The organism is Bacillus sp. J41TS8, assembly GCF_018333035.1.
Lineage (GTDB): Bacteria > Bacillota > Bacilli > Bacillales > Bacillaceae > Bacillus > Bacillus paralicheniformis.
In genome coordinates this window covers 145,415-170,904 of record NZ_BORF01000010.1, presented here as the reverse complement: position 1 = coordinate 170,904, position 25,490 = coordinate 145,415, and the positions used below count along the sequence as shown (strand labels likewise).

Here is a 25,490-nt window from a genome sequence, read left to right as displayed (position 1 = left end):
TTATTCTGCGGCCAGTTTAAACTTGGATGCCGCTTGATTCAATTCTTCCGACAAAGCGGAGAGCTGCTGAATGGCCGATGCGATTTCCTGCATGCCGGCGCTTTGCTGCTCCGCTGCTGCCGCGACTTCCTCAGAACCTGCCGCCTGCTCTTCGGTAACGGCGGAAATCTGTTCCATCGCAGCCGAAATGTTTTGATACGATTTTTCGACTTTTAACAAAGACTGAAGCAACTGATCGGTCCGTTCGGCAAATTGAGAGATCCCTTTAAAAATTCCTGAAAAGTTCTCGTAAGTGCCATTGATTAATATTTGCCCTTTGTCAACCGCTGCGTTTCCTTCCTGAATGCGTTCCATGACAAGCCGGCTGCTCTCCTGCGTGCCCGCCACAAGCTGGGAAACGGATAAAGCGGCATCTGCCGAGCGTTCAGAAAGCTTTCTGACTTCTCCCGCTACAACAGCAAAGCCCTGGCCTTCTTCACCGACCCGGGCGGCTTCAATTGAAGCATTGAGCGCCAGCAAATTCGTCTGTTCGGCAATAGAGGAAATCATTCCGATGACTTTTTCAATTTCTTCGGTATGGTTTTGCATCTCTGCTGCTGCTTGTTTGGACTCTTCCATCACGTTTTTAATCGTCTGGGTCTGCCGCAATGTTTCTTCGACAAGCTCCTGTCCGGTCTTGGAATCCTTGCTGACGCCTTCGGCAACATTCTTCATCTCGTTCACTTCTTCTGTGACGTGTGTAAGCTGATGATCGATTTCGGCAGCCGATGTGTGGCAATCCGAAACGGACGAGACCACTTCGTTGATCCCCTCGCTCATGCTGTTCATCGATTCAGCCACCTGGGCCGCGCTTTCGCTCGATTCAGCCGATACATTTTTCAGCTGGAGACTCGTCTTGGATACCTCTTCAGAGGAAGCTGAAATTTGTCCAATCAATTGTTGTAAATTTTCGCTCATCCGCTTGAACGATTCGGCAAGCTTTCCGGCTTCATCACGGCTCTTGACAGAAATGTCGGCCGACAGATCGCCGTCGGCAATTTTTTCTGATGCCTTCATCAGCTGCCTGATCGGCTTCGCGATAAAAGAACCGAGAAAATAGGCCATGGCCATTCCGAGCAGCAAGACAAATGCTGCGATCGCAATTGTATACCACTTCGCTTTTGCAGCCGTCGCCGGAATCACGGAAGCATCAAGATCGATCCCCAAAATTCCCACCTTTTCGCCGGAGCTGTTCTCAAGCGGCTGAAAAATCGACTGGTGAATGCCGTATTCATCCTCATACACGTCGCTTACCGTCTCTTTGTTTGTCGTTAAGGCTTCTTTCATTTCAGGAGAAAAACTGTAATCCGTGCCGAAATCATCGGACGTATCCGACAGCACGAGAATCCGCTCCTTCCCGCCCTCATTGGAAAGGATATAGATATTTTCAAGATTGTTTTTCTTTTTCAGGCTGTCCACAGCCATTTTTGTCTGCTTGTAAAGCGGATTGTCCGCAGAATCGATTTCAAGCGGATTCCCGTCCAGACGTTTGATTTGGTTTTCAGCAAGATGAATATCGGTATAAAGACGGTTTTGGAACTGCTGTCTCAGCTGCTCTGACAAGTCTTTGCTGATATAAGTAAACACAGCTGAAAATGATGCGATCGTGATTAAAAGCACTAAGGCGACGCCAATCATAATTTTGACTGAAATGTGTTCTGTTAGCTTTTTCTTCAACGTTTTCATCGTCTATATCCCCTTTAATTTGTCATGAGAGATCCATGCTCCCGGCAGACTTCCTCAATATTTTCTTTTAAATAATCGATAATTCCCGGGACATGTTCAGGCATGGTATACGGAGAAATGACGAAAAATTTGCTGACGCAAAGCGGTATCTCAGTCCCTTCACAGGATTTCACAAGCAAGTGCTTTTTCGTATCGCCAAAAAACATCTTGTCCCTTTTTGTTCCGAGCTTTTCAAATAGTTTTTCAGTGAGTGCATTGTTTCTTTCCAGCTCTTGAATGGTGCATGCTCCCGAAATTTCGTCTTCAAATCTAGGGGCACCTTCAGGATAAATGCGAAACAGCGTAGACATGCCGAAGTTGTCCGGGTTCACAATATCGGCCTCCGGAATCTGCTGAGAAAGCTGTTCCCTAAAATGCAGGTTGACTTCAAGAAACTGTCCGAGCAGCTTTTGATAGCCTTCATAGCCAAATGCCATCAACGCGCTGTACATACTGATCGAACTGGCCATGCGCGAACATTCCAGCGTGTAGCCCGTATGGTAGTCCCCATAGCCGCGGTGGCCGACATACGGCGTCTCATCAGGATCCAGATCGATCCGTTTTAAGTCATTGCGATCTTTCACAAGAAACAGGCTCGTCACATAAGGCGTCTGTCCGAGCTTCTGAAAATCAAAACAAAGCGAATCGGCTGCGTGCAGATGCCTCATTTTTTCCTGAATCGGCTTGATCATGCTAAGAACACCGGGACTGAAGGATAAAGCGTTCTCATTCAGATCGTACTCATTAAAAAAGGCAAAAAATCCTCCCAGGGCGGAATCGGCGTGGATATGCGGAACCGGCAGCCCGAAGCTTTTCGCCGTTTCTTCAGCCGCACGGCGGACAGCGCTCACATCATCGATGCCGATCGCATCTGTCGTTCCTGTTGTAGCTACGATATAAACGGGAATCCCCCCGGCTTCGCAGACTTGTCTAAGCTTCGCCCGCAAATCTTCCGTATCCATGGAATGGTCGAGATTTGTTTTGACTTTAATTAAATGATCGCTCCCGAGTCCTGCGGCTTCCATTGACTTATACAAGCTGTAATGAGCCGCTTCAGAACAAAACGCGTAGAAATTGCCGGGAACCCCTTCTTTCAGCGATGACGGCGCCATTTTGGCAATCGCGATTCTGAGGCCGCTGTATACCGCACCTTGTCCTCCCCACGTCGTGTAGCCTCCGCTTGTTTCGGCATCATACCCCGCAAGCTTTGACATCATCGCCGTAACTTTCACTTCCGCCTCCGCTCCGGCTGGACCGTACACATCCCACAGGTTGTTCCCATTGACCATGAACGCCGTAAGCATGCCTAATATCCCCGGGATGCTCGCCATCGGCAGAATGTTTGTGAAAAAGTATTTGGTATGATACGGATGGCCGTGCAACAGCTTCAACAGCTCTTCGTTGACCTCTTTCATCGGCGCACCTTCGTGCGGAATCCGGCTCTCTGCGACCAGCTTTTCATAAAAGAAGCCCTCACGGTTCTTCTCGCCGCCAAGGTTGACCTGATCTGGATTTTTCAGCTCGTCCACTCCCTCGATCAGCTGTTCAATCAATGATAGGAATTCATGTCTTTTCGCTTCATTTCCGTCCTCGCTCGGAAACCATTTCTGTACATCCGGTGTATTGCGTTGCTGCATGATTTTCTCTCCTGCCTTGTCTTTAATATTTCGGAAAAAGTTTTCACTTGCCATATCGGTATAATATTCCTATATTTTTAGGCCTTCGCTCAAAAAGTTCATGAAATTGTTTAATCTTTTACATTTTCTTTTAAATAAAAAAACTTCTTAACGATATATTAAGAAGTTTTCGAAACATTTGAGCGCTATTTCCGTACAATAGAATGATAAATTCATATTGGAAAGGATTTCTTTAAAATGAAACAAGAAAATGAGAAAAAAACATTCAGTATGAGAATGCTGCTCAATATGGTCGGCCTATTCGTCTTTACCGGCATGATAGTCAGCGCATATACCCAGGCTTTTTACTTGGATGAACATCTCGAGATCTACCGCTTTGTATACATGACGGCAAGAGAGTGGAAAGAATTTTTTTTGTTTGTGTCCGGGACGGCCATCATCTATTTCGTTTTGGCAAATGTTCTTTCATTCAAGAAAAAACGCTGAAGAAAAACTTAGTGCTTTCGTCTTCTCCATTCCTTCGTTTCCTCTTTAAAGGCAAGATACAGACAGACGATCAAGGCAATGATCAAAGCAATCCAAACGGGCATCGCCAGAAAAGGTGCATAGTTCAATATAAGCAACAGTGCGAGACAGGCTAAAACGGAAAGACAGATCAGCCTTACTAAAAAAATCAACGCCATTCCCCTCCTTTTTTCATAACATCTGCTGTTTTTTCCCTGCAAACTGCTGAACCGCAATGACAGCAAAGAGCCAGCCTACAAGAACGGCCCAAGCGCTCGGTTCGCCCATTGGCTCTGTCGAATAGAACTGGCAGATGATGCTTCCTCGAAAGAAACAAAGGGTTCAGGACCCTTATCAGACTCTGAATTTCTCCCCTCCACAATGGAAAATGTATCTCTACAGCTATCATACATCATTTTCATCAATTGGAATATAATCATAATTATGTAAATTGAAGAGCCGCATTCCGAAATCCGCATTTATCCGTTCTGAAGAATGTGATACAATGACAATCGATTGTTTTTTTGAAAAGAGGGGAATCCATTGAAGCGGGAACTTGTTTTGCGCTGGCTTTTTTATTTTGTCGGATTGATTGTTTTGTCTTTTGGGGTTTCTCTTACGATTGAAGGGAAAGTGCTCGGCATCGGTCCTTGGGATGCATTTCACTACGGGTTGTATATGCTTTTGGGCCTTACAGTCGGCCAATGGGCGATTATTGTCGGGGCGGTTATCGTAGGTTTAACGTCCTTATTTACAAAAGCATGGCCGAAAATCGGCGCCGTGCTTAATATGCTGTTAATCGGTATTTTTATAGATTTCTTTACTTATATTCTTCCAGACCCGGAAACGTATATTTCAAGCACTGTCGTATTCGTGATCGGCGTCATTTTTATCGGTTACGGAGTCGGCATTTATGTGTCGGCAGATCTTGGTGCGGGTCCGCGCGACTCCCTGATGCTTTTGATTTCCGAGAAAACGGGCTGGAACGTTCAGTGGGTCCGCAACGGAATGGAGCTGACGATTTTACTGATCGGCTGGCTGCTCGGCGGGCCGATCGGCATCGGCACTGTTTTAACCGCCATTTTAACAGGCCTGATTTTGCGGTTTTCTTTGCCTCAGTCCAAACAGCTTTTAAAAACAGCTATGACAGGAAGGCGCATCAGAGCTGCCAAGCCTGTACATATGTCGCTGAAAAAAAACGGATGAGCGTTTCATCCGTTTTTCTCGTTCAGATTATTTCTGTTTTACCACCGGTATCCAAATTTCGGTGATATGGTCTTGCGCCATAATATCCCCGTCCTCAGGATAGGCTTCAAATTGCGGCGCGTTCGCCAGTTCATAGCCCGTCGCCGGAAACCATTCTGAGAAGATTCTTTCCCATGTGGCTTGAACAGCCGGATTGACGGGACCGATGGCCTCAAATACGGCCCAAGTTGCGGCGGGAATCGATTTTTCGACACAGCCGGCAGGCGTATCGGCGGTTGTTTTTTCGACCCCGATGACATAATTGAACGTATCGGCTTGATCGTTAAAATCCATGCAGACGCCAAGGAAGCCGAGCGGGCCGATATCCGGCTTTAAAGAATCGGTAAAGCCGTTGTGATTTAATTCGTTCCAAAAAGCCGGAATGTCCTTTTTGTTTTGATCATCCTTCACCGTAACCTCCAACGCTTTGCCGATCACCTGAAACGGTTCTTTTTCAACAATCTTGTAATTCATATCCTCCACTCCCTTTATTTGAATATGAAAGGATAGACGCGGAAATGCCCTGAGCGTCCTGCCTTTTTCACGGGCCTGTGAAGGGCTGATACCGTGAAGGCGGCTGAATGCCTCCTGAAAATGATTCCGGTGTGTTGTAGCCGTATTTAAAAGCAGCTTCAACCACTTTTATATGTGAAGCAGCCAGCTCCTGCGCGGCGACTGTCAGCCTTCTTTTCCGAATGTAATCGGCAAGGGTAACACCCGTCAGCATGTAGAACATCCGCTGATAATGAAATTTCGAACAGTATGCGATTTGGGCGATTTCTTCGTGTTTCAGCGGCTGATCCAAATGCTTTTCAATATAATCGATGCTTTCAGCCAAACGATTCAGAATGTCCATTGTTTCCGCTCCTCTCATTTACAACGATACTTCATGCCAATCAGAAATTCCGGTCATTCCGTGCGTTGTTGTGACAGGAGCCGAACAGCCATTTGACGGCTTCCGGAAAACGCTTTGCAAACCTCTCAAGCCGATGTGAGCCTCCTTCATCAATGACAAACTTCAGTTCTTTTTCGAAGGCGGCGCTTTCGGTTAACAGGCTGAAGGCTTCCTTCGTCCTCGGTATCATCTCCTTCTGCAGATTATCCCTGTCTGCTCCTTCCATGCTTCCAACATCCATATAAATGCGCAGATGCTCATTTTCAAAGCGGTTATTCTTCATAAACTCGGTCATTCCTTCAAACCAGAAAGACCCTGACAAAGATCCGATTTTCCCAAATGTCTTAGATGCTAAATACGCCGTGTAAACCGAGATCAATCCGCCGAACGACTTTCCGATGATTCCTGTATGTTCACGGCTTGGATTTGTTCGGTAGCGCCTGTCGATATAGGGCTTAAGCCGATTGGCCAAAAAAGCGGCATATTCGTTGCCCTTCCCGCCGTACGCCCGTTTATTCGGCAGCAAATGCGGTTTGGGAAAAGGCGTGTATTCGCTTTCCCTGTCTTTCGGAGCCACTCCGACCAGCAGCAATTCCGGCACTTCCTGATTCGAAAACAGCTTTTCGATTGAGGGCAAACTGCCGCTGTGTGCCGGATCGAACAAATCGCCCAGATCGTGTACGTATAGGACGGGATAGCGGTTATTACTGCTTCCGTATGAAGGAGGAAGATAGATCAAAAGCTCCCTCCCGAAGTATGTATCTTTTATCAATGTTCCGTCTATCATGTTCATCACTCCATTCTGCACAGGTATCATGCCTATCTTTCCTGCTGCCTGTTTGCTAAAATGAAAGCAGAAAAAATATCATGTGAAGAGGTTGCATTTGATGAAGATTTACGCCGTTTATATGGATCAGCTGCCGGAAGCCGGCCAATTTAACCGAATGATGGCCATGGTGTCTGAAGAAAAGCGCAAAAAAGTGGGCAGATACAGATATCCCGAAGATGCCAGCAGGACGCTGATCGGGGAAGTGCTGGCGAGGCACATCATCAGTGAAACGTTTCATTTACCGAACGATCAGATCCGTTTTACGGAAGGAAGGTACGGCAAACCGGCTGCTGAAGGTCTGAACGACTTTCATTTCAACATTTCCCACTCCGGAAACTGGATCGTGTGCGGAGCTGGCACCAAGCCGATCGGAGTGGATGTCGAAAAAATCAAGCCGATCAATTTCGACATTGCCGAGCGGTTTTTTTCTCCTTCAGAGCACCATGATCTCATGGAAAAGGACGACTCAGAGCGCCTGTCGTATTTCTATCATTTGTGGACGATGAAAGAAAGCTTTATCAAACAGGCGGGAAAAGGCCTGTCTCTGCCGCTTGATTCCTTCTCCGTCAAACTGAACGAACAAGGACGCGCTTCGGTGGAAACTCCCCCGGGCTATCCGCCTTGTTATATCCAAGCCTATGAAATTGACCCAGGCTATAAAATGGCGGTGTGTTCCGCCGCACCTGAATTTCCAGACCGCATTGTGATGAAAAGCTGCGCTGAACTGTCAACGCTTTAAAAAGTTCCGCTCTAAAAATAAGCGGTTTCCACCGCTTGCCGCAAGCGGTCGATGCCGCGGCGGATGTCGTCTTCCTTTACATTGGACGTATTGATTTTTAATAGATTTCTTTTTGGAAAGGCCGACATATAATGAGCGTTTACCGGTTCGAGCAGGACGTTCCGTTTTTGTAAGCTTTTGATCAGACGGGACGCCGGGATCGTCCGGTCCAATTCGATGTGGGTGTGAATGGCCGGATGGCCGTGTGGATGGAATTCAAGCACATCCCCCAGTGACGCGGCACATTCTTTTAGCAGATCATGCAGAAGGCATGATCTTTTTTGATAGGAAGAACGGATCTTTTGCTTATGCTTTTCAAACATCCCGCTCTTCAAATAGATCTCCAAAGCGGCCTGAGACAGCATGGAACTGTCAATGTCGAGCAGCTGTTTGTACCGGTTGAACACATCTGTCAGAGAATCGGGCAGCACAGCGGCTCCGACCCGCAGACCCGGAAAAATAATCTTGGAGAAACTTTTCAAATAAATGACGTGTGAAGAAACGTCATAATAATGTAACGGGTCCGCCTTTTTATGATTCTCCAAATCTCCTAAAAAATCATCCTCGGCGATATAGACGTCATACTTTTCCGCCAGCTTGACGATGGCCATTTTTTCCCGTTCCGTATAGGAAGTCCCGAGCGGATTGTGGAATCTCGGCATCGTATAAAAGAATTTGATGTCTTCGGTTTGGAAAGTTTGCTCCAGCTCGTCCATATCGATGCCCTCAGCGGTTCTCTCGATGCCGATTGCGGGTATGCCGTGAACTTCAAGGTATTGAATCAGTAAATGATAGCTCGGCTGTTCGATCAGAATTTTCCGCTTCCGGTTGGGAAAAGGCATTGAAGCGAGCAGAGCGAGGGCCTGCTGCACGCCTGATGTAATAAAAATGTGTTCCTCTTTCGCAAACACCTGGCCGTTGGCAAGCTCTTTTTGTATGGCCTCGATTAATGACGGAAGACCTTTCGGCGTCCCATAGATAAACAGATCGTTTTTGTATGTGTCAATGGCTTTATTGATGCAATGCTGAAAATCGATGTATGGAAAGACATCAGGATCAGGAGCAGATGCTGAGAAATCGATCACAGCCTTTCCGGGATTTGGTCGCTGATTCGTTTTTTTCACGACGTAATAGCCGCTTTTCGGCACTGAGTAGATGAGGTGCTGTCTCTCCAGCTCGCTAAACGCCCTGATGACCGTGCTTTTGCTTACTTTGAAGCGTACGGACAGCTCGCGGATGGACGGCAGCCTGTCCCCTTCCTGAAAGGATTTGTCTTCGATCATATCCTCCAATTCGTTCATCAGCGCTACATATTTGTGCATGTTCGTCTCCTTCGCCAATCTGTAACGGTACAGATTCCGTTTTTTTGTATTGTATCAGATTTCGCTTCCGTATAAGATGACAGAAGCCGGTAAAATATCTGTATTGCATGCATACTTTAACGGAGATGATCGACTTTGAACAAATCTGCTTATGCGGCAGCTTTGCTCTATGCTTTTATCATTGGGTTTTCTTTTTTCTTTGTCAAATTGGCTCTCACTGCTGCGAATCCGGTCGATATTCTGGCCCATCGCTTTACGGTCGCTTTTTTGGCCGCGCTTTTTCCCCTTCTGCTTGGATGGGTAAAGATCGGCATCAGCATGAAAGATGCGCTGAAGGTACTGCCTTTAGCTTTATTTTATCCTGTCATGTTTTTTGCTTTTCAAGTGTTTGGGCTCGTCTACACGTCTTCGTCTGAAGCCGGCATCATTCAAGCGGCGATCCCGATCTTTACGATGATATTCGCCGCTTATTTTTTAAATGAACGGTTTACGAAGCGGCAATTCTTTTTCACCGTCTTGTCAGCGGCGGGGGTGGCCTGCATCTTTATGATGAAAAGCGCAGGCACCGGAAGCTCCGATTTGAGAGGGGCGGCGCTGATTTTGCTTTCGGCGCTTTCATCGGCGGGCTACAGTGTGCTCGCGAGAAAGATGACACGCACCTTCAATTCGCTTGAATTAACATATGTGACCACTGGTGCGGGATTTCTCTTTTTCAACGGCATCGCCGGGATCAGTCACATGGCAGACGGCACGCTGAGCGGATTTTTTGCTCCCTTCACTGATCCGGTGTTTATTCTTTCGGTTTTGTATTTGGGCGTGTTGTCATCGTTTGCGACATCATTTTTATCTAATTATGCTCTCTCAAAAATAGAAGCTGCGAAAATCAGCATGTTTAATCATCTGGCGACACTGGTGACGATTTTGGCTGGGATCATATGGCTGGGAGAATCACTTGAATGGTTTCACTTCGCAGGAACGGGGATGATTATTGCCGGACTGATCGGAGCGACGATGGTCAGGCCGGAAAGTCGGCTGAAAAAAGGCTAAAAAACGGAAAATCGGCTGTTTCAACACACCGATTTTCCGTTTTTCTTTATATTGCCGGGCCGGCCTCCTTGCGGCTGGCCGCGGCAATCGTTTTGATCTTCGCGGCTACTTGTTCCGTTTTTGCTAAAAGATACATATGGCCGCCTTTGAAATAGTGGAAATCGATCGTACGCGCCCACTTTTTCCAGCCATGCGCATCCTTCATGCATTTCTCATCGCGATCTCCGTTCAGGATATGAACAGGCGACATGAGCGGCGTATGATCCGTATGGCAGAACGTCTCAAGCGCTCTGTAGTCCGCTCTGAATGACGGCAGGAAAAAGTTCATGACTTCCCTGTTATCTTTCAGTTGTTGGGGTATTCCGCCAAGCTGGATGAGATGGTCGAGAAATGCGTCATCATTTTTGTGAGACACTTTTTGCCGCTGAATATGAGGCGGCTGAATCGCTGAAATCACCGCAGCTGCCGGAAAGATGCCTTCTTGTTCAAGCTTTTGCGTCAACCTGTAAACAACCATCCCGCCCATGCTGTGGCCGAACAGTACGAATGGAGCGGAGAGCCTCGGCTTGAGCGCCGCTATATACAGATCGACGAGTTCTTCCAAATTGTCGACAAACGCCATTCGATTTGTTCCGTGTCCAGGCGGTTCGATGGCCAGTACTTCAAAATCTGCTTTTAAATGTTCATAAAGCGGTCTGAATGATGCCGAATATCCCCCGGCAAACGGGAAACAGATCAACTGCGTGCCGCCTGCCGGCGCTCCAAACTGCTTAATGATCTCGTTCATTTATCATGCCCCCCCGATTACAGCGGCACGTTCCCCCAAAATCTGTCTGATCAAATCTGCATTGGTTTTGACAAAGACGTCCGCGAGCATTTCATCATGTCTTCCAACACCTTGATATTCATCATAAGAAGACTCCGTTCCTTCTTTCCACGTCGAAAGCCATTCCGGGAGCGGTTTCGCGTGCTCTGATTTGATCAAGTGAATCTCGCAGCTGACCGTTCCTTGATGGACAAGGTTAACAAAGTAAGAATAATAGGCTGCCATCTTTTTGGCGATGCCATCGGCAACCGTCTTGATTTTCATATATTCATTGTCCTTGTTGGCTTCCATCAGAGCAGCTGTATCAGCTTCAATTGACCGCCCTTCTAAATCGCTGACACCGTTCTTCATATATGAATCGATCATCAGCAGCTTTTCGACTTTCCGCCCGTTCTTTTCGAGTGTTTGCGCCACTTCAAAGGCGAGTCCGCAGCCGGCCGAATAGCCGATCAATGTCAGCGGCCCTTCTGGCTGAAGGCCGGAGATGGCTTCTGCGTAGCGCACGGCGCGGTCATCGCTTTCTATAAAGTCAAACGCATGAATCTTGTATTCCGGCATTTGTTCGGCCAGTTTGCCGTACACGATGCCATAGCCGAGGACAGGCGGGAATGCGAACAAATGGCGGGTGCTTTCCTGATTGAAGACGGTTTTTTTCACGTCATCCGTATGTCCGCCCTGGTCGATATAAGCCGCGAGGCCCTCGATTGTGGGCATTTCAAACAACACATTCACCGGAACATCGATGGCGTGATCTTTCAGCATCCGGGAGGTGACAGCCATAGCTTTCAATGAATGTCCCCCGATTTCAAAAAAGTTCTCGTCTATTCCGATCTGCTGTCTACCGAGAACCTCAGACCAAATGATCGCAAGCTTTTCTTCCGTCATATTGCGAGGTGCACGGTGCTCTGTTGGATTCGGCCGGCCATCTGCTTCAGGAAGAAGGCGGCGGTTGACTTTTCCGTTTGCGGTGAGCGGCAGCTCTTCAAGCATGATATATGCATCCGGCACCATGTAAGCCGGGAGATTCCGAGCCAGTTGGCGGCGAACCTCCTCGTTCGAAACCACAGCTCCCCGCACCGGGACGACATAGGCGGTGAGCGCCGCATCCCCATTCCCTCTTTTCTTGGCGATTACAACGGCTTCCTTTACGCCTTGACAGCGCATCAGCTCCTCTTCGATTTCACCGAGCTCAATTCGGTGGCCGCGGATTTTCACTTGATCATCGATCCGGCCGATGAAGTCGATATTGCCGTCCGGCAGCCAGCGGGCCAGATCCCCTGTCCTGTACATCGTTTCACCGCTGTTGAACGGATGCGGCACGAATTTTTCCGCAGTCAGTTCCGGCCTGTTTAAATAGCCGCGCGATACCCCTGTACCGCTCAGACACAATTCACCTACCGCTCCAATCGGTTGAAGCCGGTTATTTTCCGTCAGAATGTATGCATTGGTTTCGTTTATCGGCTTGCCGATCGGAATGGAAACCGCGCTGTCCTCAATGCGGTTGACCGGATAGAACGTCGCGAAGACGGTCGTTTCCGTCGGCCCGTATACATGAATGATCCTGTCCGGTCCCATGGCGGCAAATGCTTTCTTGACATGGCTGACAGATGAGCGCTCTCCGCCGAACAGAACTTTGCGAATCCCTTTCATCCACTCTGTTCCCGCATCGACCAGGAGGTTGAACAGCGCCGTTGTCACAAACATGACCGTGATGTTTTCCTTCTGAATCGTTTCTGTCAGCTTGCCGATATGGAGAATCGTCGCCTGATCGGCCACTACCAGCTTTGCTCCGTTTAAAAGCGCGCCGTACACATCAAATGTGAAGCCGTCAAACGCATAGTTTGAAAGGGACAGCAAGGTGTCTTTCTCGGAAAGGCTGATGTAGTTTGTCTCTTTTACAACTCTTGTAATATTGGCATGGGTCGTCAGATTGCCTTTCGGTTTTCCCGTTGTGCCTGACGTATACATGATATAAGCAAGGTCGTCCGGTTCGGCGGCAATTTCAAGGTTTCGCCCGCTTTCTGCAGACACCGCCGGATCGTCGATCAAGATCGTATTCTGATGAAAAGAAAGCGACGCCGCATGTCCGGCAAGCTCTTCTTGTGTCAGCATGCAAACAGCCCCGCTGTCCTCCAGCATATACTGAATCCGCGCTTCAGGATATTCCGGGTCAATCGGCAGATAGGCGCTCCCTGCTTTTAAGACGGCGAGTATCGCGATGACCATTTCTGGCGAACGACGGAACAAAAGAGCGATAGGTTCGCCGCGGCCGACGTTCTTTTTGCGCAAAAGATGCGCAACCTTGTTCGCCTTTTCGTTCAATTCCCGATATGTCAGCGTCCGCCCGGCCGCTGATACCGCGGGTTGTTCCGGGAGCGCTTCAGCACATTGCTCAAACCGTTGCGGGATCGTCAGCCCGGTTTGCTTCCGTTGGACTTGACCGTTAAATTCATGGAGAAGGCGCTCTTTTTCCTTTTTGGATACGACACAAATGTCGTCAAGCGGCTGCTCCGGATTTCTGATGATCTCGCGAATAGCTGTCAATAGCTGTTCTTTTAGCTGCAAGATGAAAGATGGTTCGAAGACATTCCTGTTGTATGCGAGTTTCAGCAGCATTTCTTCACCCGGTGAGGCAAGCAAATTCAGATCATAATTCGATTTTTCGAAAACGGTGATATCATCCATTGTGAAGCCGAGATTTTTTTCTTCGTGCTGTTTGTTGGCTTCTTGCAGCGGATAATTTTCAAAAACGATAATGTGGTCGATCAAGTTCGGCGCTGCTATATGACTTTGGATATCATAGAGCGGCATATATTGATGCGGCTCAGCTTCAAGCGCCTGCTTCTGCAATTCAGCGACCAGCTCTGTAAAGGTCGTTTGCGCGCCAAAGGTTACCCGTTTCGGGACGACATTGATAAACAAACCGACCATGTGCTCGACACCTTGAATGTCAGCGGGGCGGCCTGACACAACTGTACCGAAGATCAGATCGCGGGATCGCTGATAGCGGCTGAGCAGCACCGACCACACCGCCTGAAGAGCCGTGCTCAACGTGGTATGATGCTCTTTTGCAAGCTGTGTGAACACTTCTGTATCTTCTTTTGGAAGTGTAAACAGCAGTTCTTCCGGCTGATTGCCGGCTTGCTCCGGTTTTTTCCGCTGTTCGCTGAATGTCGTCTGCCCTTCGAATCCGGCTAAATGATGTTCCCAGTAAGCCAGCGATCTTTGTTTGTCCTGACTTTCGAGCCATTTAATATAGTCTTTGTAAGGTTTGACGGGCCCGAGGCTGTATAGCCTGTTTTCGCGGAGCGCGTTGTACACTTCAAACAGTTCCTGTACGACGATCCCGAAGCACCATCCGTCCAGAAGAATATGATGATAGCTCCACACCCATTCGTAACGGTCCTGTCCCTTTTTAAAAACCGCGGTTCTCATCGGAATGTCTTTTGAGAGGTTAAACCCTTTTTCTTTATCTTTTCGTTTATAATCTTCGATTCTCTCATTTTGTTCTGCTTCAGAAAGTCCTGATAGATCAATTTCTTCTGCCTGAAACGACCTTTCCTTTAAAACGACTTGAACCGGACGTTTCATTTTTTCATGAACGAAAACGGTTCGGAATATATCATACCTGCCGATGATGACATTCATGCTTTTTTCCAATATATCTTTTTGAAAAGAGCCTTTCACCTGCATGCTGATTTGTTCAATATAAAAGCCTTGTCCCGGATGCAGCAGCGTATGAAAAAGCATCCCTTCCTGCATCGGCGACAAATAGTATATGTCCTGGACATGTTCTTTTTTGAACTGGCTCAAAATCGTATCCCCCTTTCATAGGCTCGCCCGCTTAACAAGCGGGCAAGTCCTCGGTGTTTATTTCAAGTTTTCTTCAAGAACGTCAAACAGGTCGCCCATTTCTTCCATCTCAAGATCGCCGGCAGAAAAATCACTCGGTGTAAATTCGCGCTCCTCTTTAGCTGTACAATGGTCGATCAATGCCGTTAGGGAAGCTTTGAATCTGTCCATCAGCCCTTGTACGGTCTGTCTGTCATATTCCTCTGTATTGAATGAACATGACAAGATGAATTTTTCCTTGCTGATGATGCCGCTGAAGCTCAGCGCATAGAGCGCTTCAGACCTTTCAGAAACCTGTCTGCCCATATCATAAGAAGAAGGTCCGAAGAAATCGGTCTGCACCTCCCTGTCGATCTGCCCCAGGTAGTTAAAGCTGATGTCAGGCTTGATCGAGAAATCGGCACCGGCTTTTTTCCGGTCTGTTAAGTAGCGAAGGATGCCGTAGCCGATTCCTTTGTCAGGAATGCGCCGAAGGGTTTCTTTGACGTTTTTAATGGTCTCAGGCAATCCTGCCGCTGCTTCGCTTTTTAAAACAACCGGATATTGCGCGGTAAACCATCCCGCCGTTCTCGAAATATTCATCCCCGGAATGATTTCCTCCCTGCCGTGCCCTTCCATATTGATGCAAATATTGGAGCCGTTCGTCCATTCTCTGATTGTCAGGCTGAGGGCGGAAAGCAGGATGTCGTTGATATCCGTTCCATACGGCTCATGCACTTTCGTCAGCAGCAGACGCGTCTCCGCTTCGCTTAATTCAAACGTAACTGCAGAATTGTTTTCCGCTTTTCTTTCTGCGGCAGCCCGATCTTTCGGCAGCTCGCAAATGCGCTCTTGTTCAAGTCTGCGCCAATAATCGGCCGTTTTAAGAAAGCGTTCGCTTTGTGCATATGCCTCAAGCTCTTTTGCCCAGTCTTTAAACGAATTGGTTTTGTCGGGGAAGACAATGTCATGCTGCTGTGTGGCTTGCGAATAGCCTGATGCAAAGTCTTCCAGCAGAATCCGCCATGACACGCCGTCGATCACCAAATGGTGAATGACGATCAGCAAATGGTTGCCTTCCGCAGTCTGATACTGTTCTGCCTTTACAAGCGGCCCGTTTTCGAGATCAAGGCTTGCCTGAAGACGGTTTGCCTGGGCGGCGATTTCCGTTTCAATGTCAGTGACATATCGAAGGTCAACCACTCGAAAGGCGAACGAACGGTCGCCCGGCCCGCGGTTATACTGAATGAGGCGGCCGTTTTTCTTTTGATACACCATGCGCAAGGCATCATGATGCTCTGTCAATGCCGCCAATGTCTGTTCAACGAGCTCCGGGTCAAACCCTGAAGGCGCGTGAAGCATAACCGACTGATTCCAGTGATGCTCGTTCGTAAATTTGCGTTCAAAGAACCAGCGCTGAATCGGCGTCAATGTGACTTCCCCTTCGACAGGTCCTTGATTGATCGGTTTAGCATCGGCCCATTCAATATACGAACTGATCTCTCGGATCGTCGGGTGCTGAAACAAGTCCTTCATCTCCAGCTTCCACCCGTGCTGCTGAAGCCGGCTTGCCATTTGAATTCCTTTGATCGAGTCTCCGCCGAGCGCGAAGAAATTGTCTGTGATCCCGATTCGGTCTATACCGAGAACCTCCTGCCAAATGTCCGCCAACAGCTGTTCCGTTTCTGTAAGCGGCGCTTTGTATTCGGCTGTCTGCGCTTCGACGTCAGGCTGAGGCAGCGCCCTTCGGTCGACTTTTCCGTTCGCCGTAACCGGAAGCTCATCAAGCTGCACCCAGAATGACGGTACCATATAGTCCGGGAGCGTCTGTGCCAGCTTCCAGGCGAGACTTTCTGTATCAAGCTGTTCATTCGCAACGACATAGCTGCACAGCGCTTTATTGCCGCAGGCGTCTTCGATGTCGGTGACGACGGCTTCCTGCACTTCAGAGAGCCGTGCGAGCTGGACTTCGATTTCAGAAAGTTCGATCCGGAAGCCGCGGATTTTCACCTGCTGGTCGATTCGGCCGATGTACTCAAGCCGTCCGTCTTCCAGCCATTTGACCGCGTCCCCCGTCCGGTACATGCGCTCGCCCGGCACAAACGGGTCTTCCGTAAAACGCTTCGCCGTTTCCTCTGGCTTGTTCAGATAGCCGCGCGCAAGCCCGCGGCCGGCGATGCACAGCTCACCCGCGACACCGACGGGCTGGACTTCGTTGTTTTGTCCTAGCACATACGCCCGCGTATTGGCGATCGGCTTTCCGATTGAAAGCATTCCTTCATCAGGATCAATCGCCGTGCTCGTCGCGACGACCGTGTTTTCCGTCGGTCCATAGTTGTTGACGAGCGTGTAGGAGCGTTTTGCGATCCGTTTCAGCTTATCTCCGCCCGTAAGCAGCACGCGCAGCGACTGGTTATCCAGCTCCATGAACTGTTCGCACAGCTGTGTCGGCAGGAACGTGATCGTTATTTTGTTCTCTTCAAAGTATTGATTTAAGCGCGTAATATCCATCCGGATCGATTCATCGATGATGTGAAGCTCCGCTCCGGCGATCCAGTACGGGAACATCTCCCAAACGGAAGCGTCAAAGCCGAAGCCGGCATATTTCGCGCTTTTATCCTGTTCGGTGACCTTAAAGGCGTCATTATGCCAATAACACAAATTCACGAGCGACCGATGTTCGACCATGACGCCTTTCGGCTGGCCGGTCGTGCCCGATGTGTAGATCAAGTAGGCCAGGTTGTCTGACTGAGCTTGCGCGTTTGGATTCATGTCATCCTCTGGATAAAGCTCGCCGTCCAGAATGGAGCCTTCTCCATTTAAATCGATCACGTCTCCGGTAAATGTGTCCGGCACCGTTAATCCGCTTTGCGTCAAAAGCACCTCTGCGCCACTGTCTTTCAGCACGTATCTGATCCGCTCGGCCGGATAGCTAGGATCGATCGGCACATAGGCCGCTCCCGCTTTCAAAATTCCGAGCACGCCAGCGGCCATTTCAAGCGAAGGCTTGACCATGATCCCGATCCGCTGTTCAGGGCGGGCCCCTTTTTCGATCAGCAGCCGAGCCAGGCGGTTCGCCCGCGCGTTCAGCTCTTTGTATGTCCACTCCACGCCGTTGTACACTGCTGCCCCGCGGTCAGGCGTGCGAAGGACTTGCGCTTCGAACAGCTCATGGACCGTTTTGTCCTCCGGCACATCAAGCTTCGTCTCATTCCAATTTTGGACGATCCGCCGTTTTTCCGCTTCATCCAGAAGCGAAAGCTCTGAAAGGCGGGCATCCGGGTTTTCGGCAACCGCTTCGAGCAGGTTAAGCAAGTATCCGCTCCAGCGTTCAATCGTTTGTTTCTGAAACAAATCTGTTGCATATTCGAACTGAAGACCAATTTCATGATCTTTTTCATAAGCCCCAAGTGTCAGGTCGAACTTGGCAGCTGCATGTGAAATCTCGTACGGCTCGATTGTCAGACCGTCTAAATCGAGCGTCTCTTTATCAGGATCTTCCGTTGTCAGCATGACATTGAACAGCGGATTCCGGCTCATGTCGCGCGGTAAATCAAGCTTGGCGATCAGCTCTTCAAACGGATAGTCCTGATGGTCGAGGGCTGCGAGGCTGTTGTTTTTGACCTCTTCCAGAAACTCGCTGAATGATGCTTGATCAGGCACATGGTTTTTCAGCGCCAACGAATTGACGAACATTCCGGGCATGTCTTTCAGATCAGCATTTGTTCTGCCCGCTGCCGCTGTACCGACGACAATATCGTTTTGGCCGGATAGACGGCTTAAAAACAGGTTAAAAACGGCGAGCATCACAATATTCAGCGTCGTGTTCGTTTCCGCCGTCAAACGGCGCATTTTAAGGGCGGCGTCTTTTGATACTTTAAAGCGAACCCGGTCACCGGCAAAGCTTTGGACAGGAGGACGCGGAAAGTCGAGCGGAAGGCTGAGTTCCGGAACGCTTTCCTTAAACTGACGGAGCCAGAAATCTTCCTGTTTCCGAATGTTTTCTTGCTGGTCAGGTTCTTGCTGCCACACCGCATAATCCTTGTAGTGCAGCTTCGGCTCAGGGAGCGAAGCGTCTTTATAAAGCTGAGCGATTTCTTTGACGAAAAGGCTTCTGGAAACGCCGTCCGCAATAATATGATGTGTATCAATCAAAAGCAGATGGCGCGTAGAGCTGATGGAAAGCAACTCGGCTCTGATCAGCGGAGCGGTGCTGAGATCAAACGGTCTGATAAAGCGGTTGATTTCCGCTTCTGCGTCCTCTTCACAAATATGAATAACCTTTAAGTCAATGTCCGCTTTTTCATGCACAATTTGAACGGTACGGCCATCGATTTCAATAAATGCGGTTCGCAATGATTCATGCCGGTTCACCAAGTCGGCGAACGCCCGTCTTAAACGATCCGTATCAAGCACGCCTTCCATCATGAGAACAGACGGCATGTTGTAGCCCGTTCCGTTCTTTTCAAAATGGTGGAGGGCATACATCCGTTGCTGAGCGGATGAAACCGGATACCAGTCGCGTTTTTCGGCAGGCTGAATCGCGCTTTGTTGTGACTGTCCTTCGGATGCTTCAATACTGCGGGCGAGCAAGCCGGCGGTCGGACAATCGAACAACGTTTTTAGCGGTACTTTTTTTCCGAGCCTGGATTGGATTTCCGCTATCAGCATCATTCCTTTTAATGAATGTCCGCCAAGATCGAAGAAATTGTCGTCAAGTCCGACCTTCTGAACGCCAAGCACCTCTTCCCAAATGCCGCAGAGGGCTTTTTCAATTTCGGTTGACGGCGCTCTATACGAATCGCTTCGTCCGTTTAGACCTTGCGGCTCCGGGAGCGCGCGGCGGTCCACTTTTCCGTTTGCCGAAAGCGGCATTTTATCCACCGTTACGAAGTATGACGGGATCATGTACGACGGCAGCCGCTCGGAAAGACGCTCTCTCAGTTCGGAAACCGGCAGCTGTCGTTTCGCTTGAATATAAGCGCACAATTCGTCTAACCCCGAGTCAGTCGTAAAGGAAAGAACGATAGCCCGCTCTATATCATCAAGCCCGTTAAAGGCTTCTTCGATTTCTTTCAATTCGATTCTGTAGCCGCGGATTTTCACCTGATCATCCGTCCGCCCCAAAAATTCAATCTCTCCATTCGGAAGACGGCGGACGAGATCCCCTGTCCGGTACATGAATGTGCCCGGCGTGTAAGGATTTTCGACAAACTTCGCAGCCGTGAGTTCCCGGTTGTTCACATATCCTCTTGCAAGCCCGCTTCCCGTTATATACAGCTCGCCTGCTGCTCCGGCGGGAACAAGCCGGTGGGAGGCGTCTAATACCAGTGCTCCGGCGCCCGAAATCGGCCGTCCAATCGTCGGACGCTCGGCGAATTGTCCGATCATGTCCGGCTCGACCGGTTTAGCGATTGCTCCGATCGTCGTTTCCGTCGGACCGTAATGATTGATGAATCTGGTGTCCGGATAGCGGGAATGAAACCGCTCGACATCTTTCGGATTGATTTTTTCTCCCCCTAGTACAATCAGTCTCAATGACTGAAGCCCCTTTGCCAAAGCGAAGCTTTGCGGCTGAACGACCGTATGGAAAAGCGACGGCGTCAGCTTCATATATGTGATCCCTTGTTCACCGATATAATGAGTAAATGCCTCCGGTTCTGTATACGTTTCTTTCGGGACGATATGCAGCTCTCCTCCGGCAAGCAGCACCGGGAAAAAGCTCGTGTATCCGAGATCGAACGCATAGGAAGACAAAAGCATCGTTTTATCCGAAGCTGACAGGTGCGCCTCACTGATAAACCAGGAAACATAGTTTGCCAGATTCCGGTGTTCGAGCTGAACGCCTTTCGGCCGGCCAGTCGTTCCGGATGTGTAGATGATGTACGCCAAACTCGCTCCGTCCGTAGTTGGATGCGGCCGTTTATTACTTGCCATCAGCGTGTCTTTTCTGACATCTATCAGTCTCCCGGTATACCAATCCGCGAGATCCGCTTGATGGGAAGGTTCTGTTAAGAGCCAGCGGACTCCGCTGTCTTCCAGCATATATTGCACCCTGCTCGTCGGCATTTCCGGATCAATCGGCAAAAAAGCGCCTCCTGATTTCATTACACCGAGAATCGCTGCTGCGACCTCTGCAGAACGATTCAGCATAATGCCGACAACATCGTCTTTTCCGACGCCTTCACTGCGCAGCACATTTGCGATCTGATTTGCTTTTTCGTCGAGCACGCGGTATGTGAGGATCGTTTCCCCGCAGACAACGGCCGGCTGATCAGGCATTTCGTCCGCCTTTTCTTCAAACTGTACATGACACGGCCGCTCCTCAAGGCGCTCCGCCTGGCTGCGCCTCGCTTCTTCGAGCAGAAGTGCGCGCTCTTTGACTGAAAGCAGTTCGATGTCCCTGAGCTTAATGCCGGGGTTTTCGCAGATTTTTTTAATCACATTTAAGAAGTGACCGCTCCAGCGCCTAATCGTTTCTTCTTTAAATAAGGATACGGCATAGTCAAAGCTCAAACCGATTTCGCCATCATGCTCCACAGCCTCAAGCGACAGATCGAACTTCGCCGTGCGGTGACGCACCGAGTAAGACGAAATCTGCAAATCTCCGAGTTTCAGCGTCGGTACCTCCATGTTCTGCATGTTGAAAAAGACGCTGAACAGCGGATTTCGGCTTGTATCCCGCGGCAATGGCAGTTTTTCAATCAGTTCTTCAAGCGGATAATCCTGCTTGGCAAAGCCTTGAAGACTTGTCTCTTTGACTTCCTGCAAAAACTGCTTAAACGTTTTTTCTCCTTCGGGACGATTGCGGAGCGCCAGCGTATTGACAAACATGCCCGGAATGTTGTGCAAATCCGGATGGGTTCTGCCTGCCACGGGCGATCCGACGATCAAATCATCCTGTGACGCATACTTGGAAAGCAGGATATTAAATGCAGCCAACAGGAACATATAAAGTGTCGCATCAGCTTCAGAAAGCAGCTTTTGAATGTCTGCCGTCAGTTTTTGATCGATTCCGAAGACGACACGGTCACCTTCAAAGCTGCGTTTTGACGGCCGTGGAAAATCGTACGGCAGATCGAGAACAGGCAGCTCGCCTTTAAAAACGTCAAGCCAATACTGTTCTTGTTCTTTCAATTTCTCCTGATGCTCCGGTCCGTTTTGCCACACAGCGAAATCTTTATAGTGTAGCTTAGGGGCAGGCGCCTCTTCTCCGTGGTAGAAGCCGGCCAGGTCGCGAATCAGTATGCCGGTGGAGCTTCCGTCCGTAATAATATGGTGCATATCGATCATCAGCAGATGGCGTTTTTCTTCAAGCTTCACGAGCTCCGCCCTGACGAGCGGCGCCTTATTCAGCTCAAACGGCCGGATAAATTCTCTGATCGCCGCTTCGGCTTCCGCTTCTTCCGCCACTGATTCCGTCAGGTGAAAAACCGCGTCTTGATGGATGATTTGAACGATTTCTCCATCGATTAATTCGAACGATGTCCGCAATGTTTCATGGCGGCCGATCAAGGCCCGAAACGCGGCTTCCAAACGCTCCTTATCTAATTCGCCTTCCAAAAGCAGAACCGCCGGCACATTGTAGCTCGTGCTTGCTTCTTCGAGCTGATTGAGGATGTACATGCGCCGTTGGGCGGACGAAACCGGGTAATTCGGACGGGATGGTGCCGGCGTAATCGAAGCGGTTTCCTCTTTTGTTTCTCCTTGAAGAAATTCGGCCAGCTCTCTGATCGTCGGTTTTTCAAATAATACTTTGATCGGCACCTCTTTTTGGAGCTGCTCTTGTATTTTGGCAGTCAGCATCATCGCCTTCAGCGAGTGTCCGCCGATGGAAAAGAAGTTGTCATCGATTCCCGGCTGCTTGATGCCGAGAATCTCTTCCCAGATTGCCGCCAGAATTTCTTCCGTTTCATTTTTTGGCGCTTCGAATCTAGCAGTCTCTTCAGCGATAGCAGCCGGAAGCTGACGTTTGTCAACCTTTCCGTTGGCTGTCAGCGGCATGCTGTCGAGTTCGATCAAATGGGCCGGAATCATATACTCCGGAAGCGACCGGGACAGCTCTGTCCGCAGCTGCGCGGCCGGCCTCGTGCCAACGGCAGTGTAATAGGCGCAAATCTCGTTTTCTCCGGCGTTGTTTTCCCGAATGACAGCGGCCGCTTCTGAAATCCCCTCAAGGCGGGCTAAAGCCGCTTCAACCTCGCCTAATTCGATCCGGAAGCCGCGAACCTTCACTTGATGATCAATCCGGCCGAGGAATTCGATATTCCCGTCGGGAAGCCATTTTGCCAAGTCGCCCGTACGGTACATCCGCTTCCCTTCGGCAAAAGGATCGCCGACAAACTTTTCATCTGTCAACTCAGGCTGATTCAAGTAGCCGCGCGCCACCCCGTCTCCGCCGACACACAGTTCACCGGGCACGCCGATCGGCTGAAGCGAGCCGTGTTCATCAACGATATAGGCGGTTGAATTTCCGATCGGCTTTCCAATCGGGATCGTCCTCTCATATGCTTGATCGATCAAAAAACAGGTCGAAAATGTCGTATTTTCGGTAGGCCCGTATCCGTTCCAAAGCGACAGTTCCGGTGATTCGCGTTTGACTCTGTTGACGATTCCCGGAACAAGGGCATCTCCGCCGATAATTAGATCGTTCAAGGTTGCAAACATTCCCGGATCCTGCTGAGCAAGCTGATTGAAAAGAGGCGAAGTCAGCCACATTGTTGTGATTCCGGTTTCCTTCAGAAACATGTTGAACCTTTTTCCATCAAGGAGCGTCTCTTTCGGGACGGGATAAAGGGTTCCTCCGTTTAGCAGTGCGCCGAATACTTCAAATGTACTGGCATCAAAGCTGACAGCCCCTGTCTGCGCCATCTTCACGCCGCTCTTCAGCGGGATGTAGCCCGCATTTTTGACAAGGCGGACGATATTGCGGTGTTCGACCATAACGCCCTTCGGCCTGCCCGTCGATCCGGATGTATAAATGTAATAGGCAAGGTCTTCGGGCTTGTTGACATGTTCAAGGTTGGCGGCATCTTCTTTTTCTGCATCCATCGCATTTACGGCGAGCACCTCATACCCTTCCAGCGACATCTGCGTACTGTCTTTTGTAAGGACGATCTTTGCCCCGCTGTCTTCGAGCAAAAAGCGAATTCGCTCTTCAGGATATTCGGGATCGATCGGCACGTACACGCCGCCTGCTTTCAGCACCGCCAGCATGCTGACGGCTGCTTCAAGCGACCGCTCCATCATAATGGCGGCGGCATTTCCGTGCATCAAGCCTTTAGCTTTCAGTCTTCTCGCGAGCTGATTGGCTTTCTCATTCAGCCTGCGGTAAGTCAGGCTTCTTCCGTCAGCGGCAACAGCCGTTTTGTCAGGAGACGCTTTAACCTGTTCTTCAAACAGCTCCGGGATCGTCTTTTCTCTTGGATAATCGGATTTTGTTTGATTAAAAGCGAGCAGCGTTTGTTGCTGCTGTTTTGATAAGATGGCGGCGCTGGCTGCTTTTGATTCGGGATTTGCAATCGCCTCTTCTGCAAGTCTCGTTAAATGCCCGGCGGCCTGCTCAATGAAAGCCGCATCAAAAGCCGCACCGTTGTATTTCAATTTGATCGTCCACTCAGCTCCCGGATAAACGATCAAATTAAAGTCGTAATTCGTTTGTTCAAAAGCTCCGGCAGCCTTGATAGAAAAGCCGAGCCGCTCATGAATCGTTCCGTTTTCAAGCTCCTTATCAAGCGGATAGTTCTCAAACGCGACAAGATGGCTGATCAAGCGGCCGTCCAATGCCGATTGCTTTTGAATCTCATAGAGCGGTAGATAGTCGTACCGCTCCGCGTCAATCGCATGCTGCTGTGCTTGTTTGAACAGCTCGGCAAACGATGCATTTTGATCGACCTTTAAACGGACAGGGATCGTGTTGATGAACAGCCCTGCCATATGCTCGATTCCGTCAATTTCCGACGGGCGCCCGGACACAACCGTGCCGAACACCACATCATCGGTTCTGTTATATTTGGCAAGAACCGCTCCCCAAATCGCCTGAAAAAGGTTGGGAGCTGTGACATGATAGCGGTTTGCCGCCTGTTTAAGAGCATCTACCATATTCTTGTCCCAAACAAACGTAAACTCCTCGTTCCGGTACGATTCTGAATCCGGCCGCGGTTTGCCGCCGGGAATGACGCTCGGACTTTCTAAACCCGAAAGGCGGTGTTCCCAGTAGGATGCCGCTTCACCCTTATCCTGCCGGCCGAGCCATTTAATATAGTCCGCATACGGTTTTCCCTGATCAAGCGGAATCGTCCGGTTTGCTCGAAACGCTTCATAGTTTTGAAAAAGGCGTTTCATTAATATCCCCATGCTCCAGCCGTCCATCACGATATGATGGTTGCTCCAGACGAGACGGTACTTGTTCCGGTCAAGCCGAAAGACCGCCGTTTTAAACAGCATGTCTTTCGCCAAATTAAACCCGGCAGCCTGTACCTCTAGTTTATACCGGTCAATGCGGTTTGTTTGCCTTTCCTCATCCAAGTCCGCAAGATCCTCAAATTCCACTATTGCCTGCCGTTCAGCCAGGACAACCTGGCGCGGTTTTTGCAATTGCTGATGAACAAAAACCGTTCTAAGAATATCGTATGAACGCACGAGCTGATTCACGCTTTTTTCAAAGATCCCCAAATCAAATTCCCCGTCTATGAATAGCTCCAGCTGTGTGAAGTAAGAGGAAGATTCCGGATCAAGCATTGCGTGGTACAGCATCCCTTCCTGCATCGGTGTCAACGGATACACCTTTTGAATCTTTTGTTTCCCCATAAG

At 49.4% G+C, this 25,490-nt stretch carries 14 protein-coding genes; 4 read left to right on the top strand and 10 right to left on the bottom strand.

Features of this window, described 5'->3' with window-relative positions:
* Both KI350_RS14725 and KI350_RS14720 read right to left on the bottom strand, forming a co-directional pair.
* Positions 1-1,725 carry a methyl-accepting chemotaxis protein gene (locus KI350_RS14725; protein ID WP_020450119.1) on the bottom strand — a complete coding sequence of 575 codons (1,725 nt, stop codon included), beginning with the start codon at positions 1,723-1,725 and terminating at the stop codon, positions 1-3.
* Positions 1,726-1,739: 14 nt separating this feature from the next.
* Entirely contained in the window at positions 1,740-3,401 is a 1,662-nt protein-coding gene (locus tag KI350_RS14720) for a pyridoxal phosphate-dependent decarboxylase family protein (protein WP_020450118.1), read from the bottom strand.
* Between the two features lie 237 nt (positions 3,402-3,638).
* Here KI350_RS14720 and KI350_RS14715 point away from each other — a divergent pair, with 237 nt between their 5' ends.
* Complete coding sequence (locus tag KI350_RS14715) at positions 3,639-3,887, top strand: hypothetical protein (RefSeq protein WP_236808639.1); 249 nt, start codon at positions 3,639-3,641, stop codon at positions 3,885-3,887.
* Positions 3,888-3,895: 8 nt separating this feature from the next.
* Here KI350_RS14715 and KI350_RS14710 read toward each other — a convergent pair whose 3' ends face one another.
* A complete protein-coding gene (locus KI350_RS14710) occupies positions 3,896-4,084 on the bottom strand; it encodes a hypothetical protein (RefSeq protein ID WP_020450116.1) in 189 nt (62 codons plus the stop codon).
* A 364-nt stretch (positions 4,085-4,448) separates the two neighbouring features.
* On the opposite strand from KI350_RS14710, the gene KI350_RS14705 reads away from it, so the two are divergent.
* The gene (locus tag KI350_RS14705; RefSeq protein ID WP_020450114.1) at positions 4,449-5,111 is read left to right on the top strand and encodes a YczE/YyaS/YitT family protein; all 663 of its coding nucleotides are present in this window, start codon (positions 4,449-4,451) and stop codon (positions 5,109-5,111) included.
* A gap of 27 nt (positions 5,112-5,138) precedes the next feature.
* Here the strand turns inward: KI350_RS14705 and KI350_RS23315 are convergent, their stop codons facing one another.
* The 3 genes from KI350_RS23315 to KI350_RS14695 form a co-directional block, all read right to left on the bottom strand.
* Entirely contained in the window at positions 5,139-5,624 is a 486-nt protein-coding gene (locus KI350_RS23315) for a GyrI-like domain-containing protein (protein ID WP_306420067.1), read from the bottom strand.
* Positions 5,625-5,691: 67 nt separating this feature from the next.
* Positions 5,692-6,006 carry a helix-turn-helix domain-containing protein gene (locus KI350_RS23310; RefSeq protein WP_306420066.1) on the bottom strand — a complete coding sequence of 105 codons (315 nt, stop codon included), beginning with the start codon at positions 6,004-6,006 and terminating at the stop codon, positions 5,692-5,694.
* Between the two features lie 40 nt (positions 6,007-6,046).
* Positions 6,047-6,862, bottom strand: a complete 816-nt coding sequence (locus KI350_RS14695; protein WP_020450112.1) for an alpha/beta hydrolase — start codon at positions 6,860-6,862, stop codon at positions 6,047-6,049.
* Between the two features lie 70 nt (positions 6,863-6,932).
* On the opposite strand from KI350_RS14695, the gene KI350_RS14690 reads away from it, so the two are divergent.
* On the top strand, positions 6,933-7,613 hold the full coding sequence (locus KI350_RS14690) for a 4'-phosphopantetheinyl transferase family protein (protein WP_020450111.1): 681 nt from the start codon (positions 6,933-6,935) through the stop codon (positions 7,611-7,613).
* Between the two features lie 11 nt (positions 7,614-7,624).
* Here KI350_RS14690 and KI350_RS14685 read toward each other — a convergent pair whose 3' ends face one another.
* A complete protein-coding gene (locus tag KI350_RS14685; protein WP_026580518.1) occupies positions 7,625-8,974 on the bottom strand; it encodes an aminotransferase-like domain-containing protein in 1,350 nt (449 codons plus the stop codon).
* 135 nt (positions 8,975-9,109) lie between these two features.
* On the opposite strand from KI350_RS14685, the gene KI350_RS14680 reads away from it, so the two are divergent.
* Positions 9,110-10,021, top strand: coding sequence for a DMT family transporter (locus KI350_RS14680; RefSeq protein WP_020450109.1), 912 nt, complete (start codon positions 9,110-9,112; stop codon positions 10,019-10,021).
* 46 nt (positions 10,022-10,067) lie between these two features.
* Here KI350_RS14680 and licTE read toward each other — a convergent pair whose 3' ends face one another.
* From licTE to licB, 3 genes are read right to left on the bottom strand one after another with little or no spacing between them, the layout of a single operon-like run.
* The gene (gene licTE, locus KI350_RS14675) at positions 10,068-10,808 is read right to left on the bottom strand and encodes a lichenysin biosynthesis thioesterase LicTE (protein ID WP_035337259.1); all 741 of its coding nucleotides are present in this window, start codon (positions 10,806-10,808) and stop codon (positions 10,068-10,070) included.
* Positions 10,809-10,811: 3 nt separating this feature from the next.
* A complete protein-coding gene (licC, locus tag KI350_RS14670; protein ID WP_065643680.1) occupies positions 10,812-14,660 on the bottom strand; it encodes a lichenysin non-ribosomal peptide synthetase LicC in 3,849 nt (1,282 codons plus the stop codon).
* A 57-nt stretch (positions 14,661-14,717) separates the two neighbouring features.
* A complete protein-coding gene (gene licB, locus KI350_RS14665; RefSeq protein WP_212930506.1) occupies positions 14,718-25,487 on the bottom strand; it encodes a lichenysin non-ribosomal peptide synthetase LicB in 10,770 nt (3,589 codons plus the stop codon).
* Between the last annotated feature and the right edge of the window lie 3 nt (positions 25,488-25,490).